At 72.6% G+C, this 12,003-nt stretch carries 6 protein-coding genes; 3 read left to right on the top strand and 3 right to left on the bottom strand.

Features of this window, described 5'->3' with window-relative positions; genetic code table 11:
- Complete coding sequence (locus J3P41_RS16575; RefSeq protein ID WP_307862042.1) at positions 1–2,607, bottom strand: alpha/beta fold hydrolase; 2,607 nt, start codon at positions 2,605–2,607, stop codon at positions 1–3.
- Complete coding sequence (locus J3P41_RS16580) at positions 2,604–3,629, bottom strand: 3-oxoacyl-ACP synthase III (protein ID WP_210651592.1); 1,026 nt, start codon at positions 3,627–3,629, stop codon at positions 2,604–2,606. The genes J3P41_RS16575 and J3P41_RS16580 overlap by 4 nt, the downstream gene beginning before the upstream one ends.
- 327 nt (positions 3,630–3,956) lie before the next feature.
- Here J3P41_RS16580 and J3P41_RS16585 point away from each other — a divergent pair, with 327 nt between their 5' ends.
- The 3 genes from J3P41_RS16585 to J3P41_RS19370 all read left to right on the top strand — a co-directional run bounded on the left by J3P41_RS16585 (position 3,957) and on the right by J3P41_RS19370 (position 11,196).
- On the top strand, positions 3,957–5,231 hold the full coding sequence (locus tag J3P41_RS16585; protein ID WP_210651594.1) for a calcium-binding protein: 1,275 nt from the start codon (positions 3,957–3,959) through the stop codon (positions 5,229–5,231).
- Positions 5,232–5,353: 122 nt separating this feature from the next.
- Positions 5,354–6,649, top strand: a complete 1,296-nt coding sequence (locus tag J3P41_RS16590) for a hypothetical protein (protein ID WP_210651596.1) — start codon at positions 5,354–5,356, stop codon at positions 6,647–6,649.
- A gap of 722 nt (positions 6,650–7,371) precedes the next feature.
- Positions 7,372–11,196, top strand: coding sequence for an Ig-like domain-containing protein (locus tag J3P41_RS19370; RefSeq protein ID WP_210651598.1), 3,825 nt, complete (start codon positions 7,372–7,374; stop codon positions 11,194–11,196).
- A 70-nt stretch (positions 11,197–11,266) separates the two neighbouring features.
- Here the strand turns inward: J3P41_RS19370 and J3P41_RS16600 are convergent, their stop codons facing one another.
- Entirely contained in the window at positions 11,267–11,902 is a 636-nt protein-coding gene (locus tag J3P41_RS16600) for an isochorismatase family protein (RefSeq protein WP_210651599.1), read from the bottom strand.
- Between the last annotated feature and the right edge of the window lie 101 nt (positions 11,903–12,003).

The raw sequence follows: 12,003 nt of genomic DNA on the forward strand, positions 1-12,003 counted from the left end.
TCACGCGCCTCCGCGACCGGCCAGCGCACGGCCGGCCTGCCGCGCCACCTCGAGGCGGTCGACCTTGGAGGCGTGGCGGATGTCGAGAGGCAGCCGGTCGCTGCGCAGCACCGCCGCCAGCGGGGTGCCGGCGGCTGCGCGCACGGCCTCGGCGAGGTCGTGCGGGGCCACCCCGAGGTCCATCGCGCCCCGACCACCGGCGCGCGAGCGGTCCGGGGCGTCCGCAGGGACGACGACGGCCACCACGACCTGCGCGCCCTCGGGCCCGACCCCGACGACGGCCGCGGCGGCCACCTCCTCGAGCGACTCCAGCCGCTGCTCGATGGCCACCGGCGTGACCAGGGCGTCGGCCGTGCTGATGACGTGCACCGCGCGGCCCTCCACCCACAGCCGGCCCTCGTCGTCGAGGTGCCCGACGTCGCCGGTGGCGTGCCAGCCGGCGTGGCGGCTGGCGGTGCGCTCGGTCCCCCACAGCGAGTCGTAGCGGTCCTTGACGTGCGCGGCGCGGACGCAGATCTCGCCCGTGACGCCCGGCGTGCCGACCAGCGCGGTGGCGCTGTCGGGGTGGCCGAGCGGCTCCACGGCGACCTCGACGCCCGGCAGCGGCCGGCCGACGCAGACGCCCTCGCCCGCACCGGCCTTCGTGATCTCGTCGAAAGAGACGTCGGTGACGGGGAGCACCTCGGTCATGCCGTACGGCGTGTGGAGGCTCGCGTTCGGCAGCACGTCCGCCACGGCGCCGAGGAGAGCGGCGGGTACGGGCGCCCCGGCCGACATCAGCAGTCGGACGCCGGACAACGCCTCGCGCTGGGCGACGGTCAGGTCGTCCTGCGTCGCGACCACGCGGCGCAGGGCTGCCGGGGAGGCGAAGACGATGCGCGCGTCGACGGTGCTCGCCGCGTCGGCGAGGAGCGGGGCGGTGAGAGTGTCCGGCGCGGTGACGTCGATGTCGGGCACCGCCGATCCGAGTCCCAACGCGGGTCCGAGGATGGAGAACGGCGCGAAGGCGGCGACGAACGTGTCGTCGGGCTGCAGGCCGTACGTCGCCCGGACGAGGTCGACCTGGGCGCGCACCTGGCGGTGGCGGTAGACGACCCCCTTGGACGGCCCGGTGGCCCCGGAGGTGAAGACGACGGCGCAGTCCGCGTCGGGGTCGGGGGGCGTCGGCGACGCCGCGGTCCGACCGAGGCGCGCGAGCTCGTCGAGGTCGTGGTCGACGCCGAGGAGCCGACGGGCCGCCGCGGGCACCGGCTGGGCCGCGATCCGCGATCCCGGCAGCCCCATCGCGCGGGCGGCGGCGAGGCCGGCCCGGCTGCCCACGACGTGGTCGACGGCAGCCCCGCGCAGCGCGCGGCGCATCCCGGCGAAGCCGAGTCCCTTGTCGGCGACCACCACCACGCCCCCGGCCCTCCACACGGCGTAGACCACCGAGGTCAGGGCAGCGGACGGCTCGACCAACAAGCCGACCCGGTCGCCGGGGCGTACGCCCGCCGAGGCGAACCCGGCGGCCAGCTCGTCGACGCGCTGGGCGAGCGCGGCCCAGCTCACCGTGGTGCCGTGCGCCGAGAAGACGGGGCTGGTGTCGTCCGAGCGCCGTTCGAGCGGGGCCCACAGCGGCTCGTGCGGACGGCTCGCCGAGGCGGTGGGGGTCGGCCCCGGGGGACCCGGTGGCTGGTCGAGCTCCTGCACCCAGGTGGTCACCACCTCGGCGTACTCCGGCGCGTCCTCCGTCACGAGGTGCGAGGCACCCTCGAACCGGTGCACCCGGGCGTGCGGCAGCCGCTCGCGCAGGTCCCTCAGGTAGCGCTCGCCGAAGACGGGGTCGCGTGGTCCCCAGAACAGCAGGGCCGGTACGTCGAGGGTGCGCACCCCCTCCGCGAGCTCGGCCACGACGTCGTACGACGGGTGGCCGGCCGAGAAGGGGATGTCGGCGACGAAGGCGCCCACGGCACGTCGGCGTTCCGCGGTGGCGTACGGCGCCGCGAGCGCGTCGCGGACCTTGCGGGGCAACGGCGGCCGGGACAGCGCCGAGGTGGCGCGCACGAAGGTGGGGGTCACCACGCAGCCGAGCGGGCGCACGCCCGGCAGGTGGGCCAGGCGGATCAGCGGCGGGCCGAGGTCGCCGGGCGGCTGGGCCACCGCGGTGTTGCCAAGGACGACCCCGCGCAGCTGGTCGCGGTGGGCCAGCGCCCAGCCCAGCGAGAGGATGCCGCCCCAGTCGTGGCCCACCGTGACGACGGGCCCGGTGACGCCCAGGGCGTCGGTGAGCCCACCCAGGTCGGCGACGCGCTGCGCCACCGTGCGGTCGGCGTCGGGGCGTTCGGAGAATCCCATGCCGAGGTGGTCGGGGGCGACGACGCGCCAGCCGGGCGGCGCGGCGGCGAGGAGCCGGCGCCAGAGGTAGGACCACGTCGGGTTGCCGTGCACGCACAGCAGGGTGCCCTCGGTGGGCTCCACGCCGTTGTCGAGCACGTGCCACCGGCGCATGCGTCCCTCGGCGTCCGGGGCCGACAGCATCCTCGACCACGCCGGGTCGAGGCCCGGCAGGTCCAGCACCGGATCCGGGAGCGTCGCCGCGGCCCGGCCGGACGTCGCGCGCGGACTCACCAACGAACCTCGAGGCAGCTGGCGTTGAGGCCCGACCCGATCCCCATGAGCAGCACGCGGTCGCCGCGGGTCAGCGAGTGCTGGTCGCCGGCGAGGGTGTACGCCACGGACGCGGGCCCGATGTTGCCGAAGGCGGGGAAGCTGCGCGGGACGAGGTCCGGGTCAATCTTGAGCCGCTCGCAGATGGAGTCGGTGTGCACCTGGGAGACCTGGTGCACGAAGAAGCGGGTGATGTCGTCGTCCCAGCCGAACTCGCTGGCCGCGCCGTCCCACAGCCCGGTGGACAGGTCGAGCCCGGCCGCGAGCAGCCCCTTGAGGTCGGTCCTCATGACGTCGTTGTCGCCCACGCAGAGCTCGTGGTGCTCGGTGGCGGCCCGGCTCACGCCGGCCACCAGCCGGTGTCCCTCGGGGTGCTGGTCGGCCCGGGCCAGCACCATGGCCACGGCGCCGGACCCCAGCGTGAGGGCGGCGAACTCGGACATCAGGTCGCGCGAGCTGACGCCGGCCTCGGACAGGCGACGGATCGTCGACTCCTGGACCGGCCGGGAATCCTCGCTGTCGACCACGAGCGCGACGTCGATGAGCCCGGCCTCGATCATCGCGGCGGCGATCTCCATGCCGTTCATGAAGCCGAGGCAGGCGTTGGTGACGTCGAAGTTCTGGCACCCGGGCGACAGGCCCAGGGCGTCGTGGATGACGACGGCGGTGGACGGCTCCAGCCAGTGGCGGCTGAGCGAGGTGTTGACCAGCAGGTCGACCTGCCCGGGCTCGATGCCGCTGGCGGCCAGGGCGGCCCGGCCGGCCTCGACCGCGCCGTCGGTGAAGTCCTGGTCCTCGCCCCACCAGCGCCGCTCACGGATGCCGACGAGTCCCTCGAGGAGCCCGGGGCGCATGCGGGTACGGCGGTAGACCTCGCCGAGTCGCTCGTCGAGCTGGGCGGACGTGACGACCTCGGGGGCCTCCACCCGCTCGACGCCCAAGACGACGGTGCGGTCGTAACGACGGGTCGAGTTCCGGTTCATGTCGTCTCCTGCCGCGCCCTCTGCCGCGGTTGCTGCGGAGTCCGTCGAAGAGTACCCGTGCGTCAAACCCGCATACGCCGAGAGGGTGTGCGGCTCGGGGCCGTACCCGTCGATGCTGACTGCGCCAGCGCGGCAAAGCGCACGCCTAGGCTGCCACCGGCTCCTGCGTGGCCTGGCTCGAGTGACACCAGTCCTGCTCGCGATGATCATCCGGTCGAGCCTCCGCGCGAAGGACGTCGGCCGACAACTCCCGGGCGGGTACGTGCGTCACACTCGAGACGGCCCGCAGACGGAGGCCGGCGCACCTGGAGGAGAGCCATGCGACGCATGCCCATCACTGTCTCGTTGATCGCCTTGGCGCCGCTCGGCGTCGTGGGCCTGGCCGCTGGTCCCGCGACCGCCGAGACGACGTGTGACGGCAAGGTGCCCACGATCCTCGTCGTCCCCGGTACGCCGACCACCGGCACGCCGGGTGACGACGTCATCCTCGGCACGTACGCCCAGGACCGGATCGACGGGGGTGCGGGCAACGACACGATCTGCGGGCTCGGCAACGCCGACACGCTGGTCGGCGGGCCGGGCGACGACCGGCTGTTCGGCGGCCTCGACGACTACTACGCCCCCGACGACGGCTACGCCGGCGACACGCTCGTGCCGGGCCCGGGGAACGACTTCATCGACCTGGGCGACGACCCGGCGTCGGCCACCGTCGACTACGTCGACCGGCTGGCGGACTACGACAGGATCATGTACGAGGACGCGCCGGGTCCGGTCGACGTGGACCTCTCGGCGGGCACGGCGACGGGCGAGGGGACGGACACGATCGTGGTGCCGACCTACTCCGGCGGCATCGTGGGCTCGTCGTACGACGACGTGCTGACGGGGACGGACGGACCGGACCGCATCGTCGGCGGCGCCGGCGACGACCGCATCCACGCGCTGGACGGCGACGACGACATGGAGTCCGGGACGGGCGACGACGTCGTACGCGGAGGTGACGGTGAGGACATCATCGTCTCGCCGGACAAGGGACGGGACCGGTTCTACGGCGACGACGGTGTGGATTACGTGGAGGCTCGCGGGCGTGGGAGCGCCATCGGCGGTGGTGGCGGCGACGACCACCTCGCCGCCCATTTCGGCGCCACGGTTCACGGCGGAGCAGGCGACGACGAGATCTGGGCGGAGCTGACCCGCAGGACCCGGAGCGAGGTGGACGCAGGCGACGGACGACGCGACGTCGTCCTGCTGCGGGCGCCGAAGTCGGAGTTCCCGCGGGGCACCAGGTACGTCATCGACGTGCCCCGCAAGCGCGTGACGATCGACGACGCGACACGTGCGCGCTACGAGGGCGTCGAGGACGTCAGGTTCTCCGGGCGTCCTGGCAGCCTGACCTACCTAGGCGGTCCCGGGCGCGACCGCCTGTCGGTGAGCGGCGGCATGCAGGTGACGGCGTACGGGCGCCGTGGGGCCGACATCCTCGTGGGCGGTTCGCGCAACGACCTCCTCGACGGTGGTCCCGGTCGCGACCAGCTCGTCGGTGGTTCCGGACGGGACCGGTGCATCGGCGGTGAGCAGCGACGCCAGTGCGAGGTGCGCCGCTGACGACGAGCGAGCGAGGGCAAGCAGGGGGCCAGTCTCCGTCAGCGGATCGTGACAACCTTTTGGTCCGATGCGTGGTCATACGGGTTCGTCAACGATCAAGGGGACTCATGAGGATGATCAGGTTGGCCGCCGTCGCGCTTCTAGGCGCGGCGCTGCTCGCGCCAGTGGGCACGGCCACCGCAGCGGGCGAGACATGTCAGGGGCAGGCGGCGACCATCGTCGGGACGCCTGGGGATCAGATCACCGGAACGGAGGGCGCGGACGTCATCGTGACGAACGACGCGATACGTGTCGACGCGCTCGGCGGCGATGACCTGGTGTGCTCGACCGGCGAGAACGGCGGCGTGACCTACGCTATCGGCGTCATCGTCGTCCTCGGCGCGGGGGCCGACACGTTCATCCCCTCCGAGCGCGACAATTCCACGATCTACGCGGGCACCGTCGACGGCACCGACACCGAAGCCGACGTCGTCCGCGTCAGCGGTGAAGGCCTCGTCATCTCCGGCATGGCAGGCCGGCCGAACGCCGACATCATCGACCTCGTCGTCGCCGCCGGCGAAGTCAGTTGGAGCGGCATCCAAACGGCCCCGGGCGCGGTGTCCGCGGACAGTAACGGCATCGGCATCTTGAGCGTTCGATCCGCCAACGGCGACGTCACGATGGACGCCAGCGACACGGTGACGGGCGCCGACACGGCGCTCACCTGGACGGGCCGGTTCGTCCAGCTCGGTTTCACTACGTCGGCCGAGTACGGACGGTTCACGTTCCGCGGCACCGACGGCATTGAGCGCGTCAAGGTCAACGCGCCGACGACGTATGACCGCGACATCGCGCTCGGCGGCGGGCACGACTCCTACGAGTCGAACAACCTGGGCGGAAAGGCGACGCGCATCAAGGGCGGCGACGGGCGCAACACACTGCTGCTCGACCTCGAGAGCCACGACCGGGTGCGCGCCGACCTGAGCCGTTCCCGGGTGACGGCCACCAAGGCGGGCGTCACGGACTCGATCCGCGTCCGCGGCTTCCCTGACCTCACCGCGGCCGCGAAGCGCGCCGACGTCATCGGCACCGACCGCGCGAACCACATCACCGTCGCCGCGTGCCGGACGACAATCAAGGGAATGAAGGGCCGGGACATCCTCTCCGCTGAGGCCAGGTACAGAGATCTCGCAGACCATTGGGTCAGGCCTCGGTGCTCCAACTACGAGGCCACGATCGACGGCGGCCCTAGCATTGACTTCATCGAAGGGAGCAGCGGCGATGACCGCCTTGTTGGCGGCCGTGGCCGCGACACCATCGCGGGCGGCCCCGGAAGGGACCGCCTCATCGGCGGCCCCGGAAAGGACCGCGTCAGCGGTGGACTCCAGCGCGACGTCTGTCAGGGCGAGAAGCTTCGGAACTGCGAGAAGCGCATCTGACCCAGCGATAGGCGCGTCTCGTGTGCCCCGCAGCGGGTCAGGTAGCAGCCGGGCCGTACCCCTCCCCGGGACGGCCCGGCGGCCCGTCCACCGTCTGACCGCGCGGAGAAAGCAACGACCTCGATAGAAGACGGAGGACGGCTCTTCCAAAGCGTCCGCTCATGCCGCGTTGAGGGCGGCCACGCTCGCCGCGCTCTGCCGTCCTCGGTGGGATGTGCCGCGATCGGAAACGTCGTCGGGCTGAAGCGTGCAGGGCGTCATGAGCTCGAGCGGTTCGAACCGGTAGTTCTCATGACGTCATGGAGGGGCGCCGGGACAGCCACTGGCCATGACGTCCGGCAAGGGTCCCTCACGTCCCAACATGCCGGGCTCCGCGCCTCTAACAGCTTTGCCTTCGGCGGCCTCTAGGGCATCCCGATCTGGCGACCCTCGTCACGAGCGCCCGAATCGCCAGTCCCACTCCCCGGCGGGACGTCACCCGCCTGACCGATGACCGGCCGCCGGCTCGAAGGCGCTCCGAGTCGATGACAGGCAGGACAGCGCACACCCCCCAGGACCCAGATCGTCACACGAGCGACCGCAACGTGACCCCACCGTCAACGCGACGAAACGCGCCCGTAAACGGACGATTTTAACGTTTCAAGCTCGCTGCTCAGTCTCGCCAGCAGCTCGCGTCGACGCTGCCGCGAGCCGCGTGCGACCGAACTCCCCAGGAGTTGTACGTGCGCCTCACCCTCCGACGTCGAGCAGGAGTCGGCCTCTCAGCCGCCCTCCTCGTCGCCCCCCTCGCCGCGCTCGCCGCGGCACCGGCATCTGCCGAACCCACCGAGACCTCCGCCTCCGGAGACGGCTGGGCCGTCACCCGGGCACCCGGCGGCTATCTCGTCACCGTGGACCTCGACGGTCCGCTGCCCATGAAGTCGGACGCGCCGACCGTCGTCGTCGACGGCGAGCCGATCGGCCTCGCGACCCAGTCGCCCGACGGCCGCTCACTCAGCACCTTCACGACCGACCCGGCGGTGCTCGACGCGACCTCCGCCGAGGCCGGGTGGGCCAGCCAGGCTCCGGTCGGCGACGGGACGCCGTCCCGCTCCGTCGCGGTGCCCGAGGCAGGAGCCGCCGCTGTGGCCCCGCTCGAGGCCGACCCGAGCGCACCCGGCGACTTCGAGTGGACCGAGTCGATCTACAAGTTCGGCGACCAGGCGATCCCGCTGTCCGCCATCGGCGGGGTCCGCGGCGAGCTCGAGGGCAAGGTCTACCTGCCGACGACCGGCGGGGCCCGCCCGACCGTGATCCTGCTGCACGGGCGCCACACCTCCTGCTACACCGCCGTCCCCGGCACCCCGGCGAACCCGGCCCGGTGGCCCTGCACCGCCGCGCCCGGTCCCGCGGACGCGCCGTACGACACCGGCCGCATGTCGATCCCGAGCTACGCCGGCTACGACGGCACCGCCCGGGCGCTGGCGAGCCGCGGCTACGCCGTCGTCTCGATCTCGGCCAACGCGGTCAACTCCAACGACAACGAGCTCGCCGCCGACCAGGGCGCACAGGCGCGCGGCCAGCTGCTGCTCGACACCCTGACGATGCTCGAGAAGGCCAACGCGGGCGAGCCGGTCAGCTACTACGACGCGTTCACCGACCGCGACGTCTCCCTGGCCCGGGCGCTCACCGAGGGATCCGCCTCGTACGCCCTGCGCGCGCCCGGCTTCGTCAACGGTGCCCCGGAGCTCGACACGATCACCCCGGAGACCCTGGTCGGCCGCTTCGACCTCAGCACGATCGGCATGATGGGCCACTCGCGGGGCGGTGAGGGCGTCACCTCGGCGGCGACACTCAACCAGGCGCTGGCGGACCCGTGGGCGATCGAGTCGATCCTGCCCCTCGCACCGGTCGACTTCGGCCGGATGACCGTGCCCAACGTGCCGATGAACGTGATCCTCCCCTACTGCGACGGCGACGTCTCCAACCAGCAGGGCCAGCACATGCTCGACGACTCGCGCTACGCCTACGGCGACGACGTGCTGCGGTCCGGCACGTGGGTGATGGGCGCGAACCACAACTTCTACAACACGGTCTGGACGCCGGGCGAGTACGCCTACAGCGTGAGCGACGACTGGAGCAACAGCGCCGCTCGACGAACCGAGCCCACGTGCGGCACCGACCCGACCGTGTCGGCGACCTCCATCCGGATGACCCCGGCCGAGCAGTACGCCCAGGGCACGTCGTACATGACCGCGTGGTTCCGGCTGACCCTCGGCGGCGAGGACCGGTTCCTGCCGATGTTCGACGGCACCGGCGCGGTTCCCGCGGCGCTGGACGGTGAGGACGTGCGCACGACCGCGACGGCTCCGTCCAGCTCGCGCGCCACGATCGCGACGTTCGAGAAGGCGTCGTCCCTCGTGCGGACCTTCGGGACGGCCACCGCCAACCCGTGCGCCAGCATGAGCGGCCGCACCACCCCGCAGGACCTCGCGGCGTGCAGCACCACGATGGCGAGCTCCCAGCTGCCGCACTGGACCCCGGCGTCCAACGGCGGCAACGTGCCGGCCACTCCGGTCACCCGGCTGGTGTGGACCAGCGCCACCGGCGCGATCCGGGTCTCCGTGCCCGCCGGCAAGCGCGACGCGACCGGCTTCGAGCGGCTCTCGGTCAAGATGGCAGCCGACGAGTCCGTCGTGACGGGCACCGACCTCACCCTCACCGTCGTCGACGGACAGGGTGAGACCTGGAGCTCCCTGGTGTCCGCGCTCAACCCGTACGCCCTGGTGCGGATGCCGACCTCCGCGAGCACCGCTGCGACGAGCACGCTGAAGAAGGTCGTCCTCCACCAGGTCAACGTGCCGGTGGCCGACCTCGCGACCGCAGGCCTCGACACCAGCGACATCCGCGAGGTCCAGTTCACGGCCGCGCAGGGCGCGGACGCCGTCGCCACCGGCGGTGCCTACCTCTCCGACCTGGCCTTCGAGTCCTCGTCGGTCGGCACGGCGAACAACCGGACCGAGCCGGTCGTGAACGTCTTCGCCCCGAGCGTCGACGAGGGGTCGGCCCCGGGCACCGTCGAGCTGGCTGCCTACCTCGACAGGCCCGCGACGGTCCCCGTGACCGGCTGGGTCTCCCTCCTCGGGTCGACCACGTCCCGCGCCGGCGCGACCATGGAGAAGGTCACCTTCGCGCCGGGCGAGACCTGCCAGGTCGTCACCGCGGCCGTGCAGGGCGACAAGGCCGACAGCACGACCGCGTCGACCAGCGTCAAGGCGAGCATCATCAACGTCTCGGGCGCGGTGCAGGGCAAGCAGGCGATCGTGTTCACCCGCATCCGTGAGGACGACGGCCTGCTCCCGAGCGGCAACCCCCCGACCACCCCGACCGCGCTGCCGCCGTTCGGCACCCCGGGCTCGGTCTGCGCGGAGCTGGACAGCGTGCTCGACGGCGGAACGGTGACCGTCCCGGCCACCACGGCCCCGGACACGACGGCCAGCGTCTCCTCGGCCGGCTTCCGGGCCGGCGAGGCGGTCACCTTCACGGCCCCCGGGCTGGCGTCGGTGACCTCTCTCGCCGACGGCGCCGGGACCGCGACCGCCGACCTGGCGGTGCCGGCCGCGACGCCGCGCGGTGCGCTCACGGTCACCGCGACCGCGGCGGCCACGGGCCGGGTCGCCTCGGGTGACCTCGGCATCCGCGACACCAGCACGACGACCCTGGCGATCTCGCCCGAGGCGCCTGCCCTTCGCCAAGCGGTCACGCTGACGGCCACCGTCGCCGGTGGCGACACCGACGGCACGGTGACCTTCTTCGACGGCACGACCGTGCTCGGCACGAGTCCGACCGTCGACGGCGTCGCCACCTTGACGGTGCCGGCCGGTCTCGGAGCGGGCGCCCACGCCCTCACGGCCGCCTTCGGGCGGTCCGCGGTGACCGAGGCGTCGGAGTCCGCCCCGGTCGCGTTCACCCTCGCCAAGGCGACGCCCACCACGGTCGTGACCCTGAGCAGCGCCTCGTCCGTCTTCGGCTCGCCGTCGGCCACGGCCGCCGTCGTCGTCGGGGGCGCCGTGGGTGGCGGCGACGTGGAGGTCACCGTCGGTACGACGACCGTCTCGCTGCCGCTCGACGGCGCCGGGCGTGCGTCGTACGCCCTGCCGGGCATGCTCCCCGCCGGCTCGTACGTCGTCTCGGCCCGCTACCTGGGCTCGGCCGACGCCGAGCCGTCCGCGGTGAGCTCGGCGGCGTACGCCGTCTCGCCGAAGGCGACGGCCACCCGGGTGAAGGCCGTGTCCAAGAAGCGCGGCAAGCAGGTCCGAGTCACCGTGACCGTCGCCGGCGCCGTGGCCGGCGTGCCGGCCACCGGCACGGTCCGGGTGACGTTGCGCGGCGCGGTCAAGGTGACCCGGACGGTGACCGTGCCGAGCTCGGGCAAGGTGGTGCTCTCGGTGCCGACGAAGAAGGCCAAGCAGCTCAAGGCCAGGAAGGTCGTCGTCCGGGCGACCTACCGAGCGACCGGCAGCTACGCCTCGAGCACGTCCCCCGCCAGGACGGTGCGCCTGAAGTAGCAGCAGGCGGGCAGACCCACAGCGGGCAGGAGGCGTCGGCCTCCTGCCCGCTGTGGCGTCGGCGGGTCGGTCAGCCGCCGAAGGCGGCGCGGCCCTGCGTGGCGGACGTACCGAGGTCGCTCTTGGGCAGAGCCCTACCGGCGGTGACGGCCGCAACCCATGCGTCAGTGGGTGCGACGGCCGCGAAGTTGGAGTGCAGGAGCACCAGGAGCGTCTCGTGCAGCTGGTCCGCGGAAACCTTGCCGGCCTCGTTCGCCAGGTGGATGGCGCCCGTCGCGTCAGACAGGATCTCGGCGGCCAGCCCGAGCTCCTCGGCACCCACGGCCGTGGCGATGTCGCAGTTGTTCGTCATGTACCCGACGATCGTGATGGTGTCGACGCCCTGCTCGGTCAACCACTCGGCAACATCGGTGCCGGCGAAGACGCTGCCCTTGGACTTCGTGACGCGCTTCCAGGCGGGGCTCAGGCGCTGCTCGACCTGGGGGTGCAGGGACCAGCTCTCGCTGTCCAGCGCGAAGACCGGCGCCCCCTGCGGCAGCTCGTGCTGCACGACCACGACGGGCAGGTCCTGCTGCTGGGCGACCTCGAGTGCGGCAACGATGTTGGCGAGCGACGTGTCGCGTGACGGGGCCTGGATCTGGAGGATCCCGTTGAAGTACTCCTGCTGGACGTCGACGACGATGAGTGCTCGGCGTGGGGCGGTCATTCGGTGCTCCTTGGTGCCTGACGGATGAGTGCGCACTCCACGATGGCTCAGCGGCCGCGGTAGCGTGAGTGGCATGCACGACGACATTCGATGAGATCGGG

Origin of the sequence: Nocardioides sp. SYSU D00065, from assembly GCF_017916425.1 — a bacterium.
Taxonomy (GTDB): domain Bacteria; phylum Actinomycetota; class Actinomycetes; order Propionibacteriales; family Nocardioidaceae; genus Nocardioides.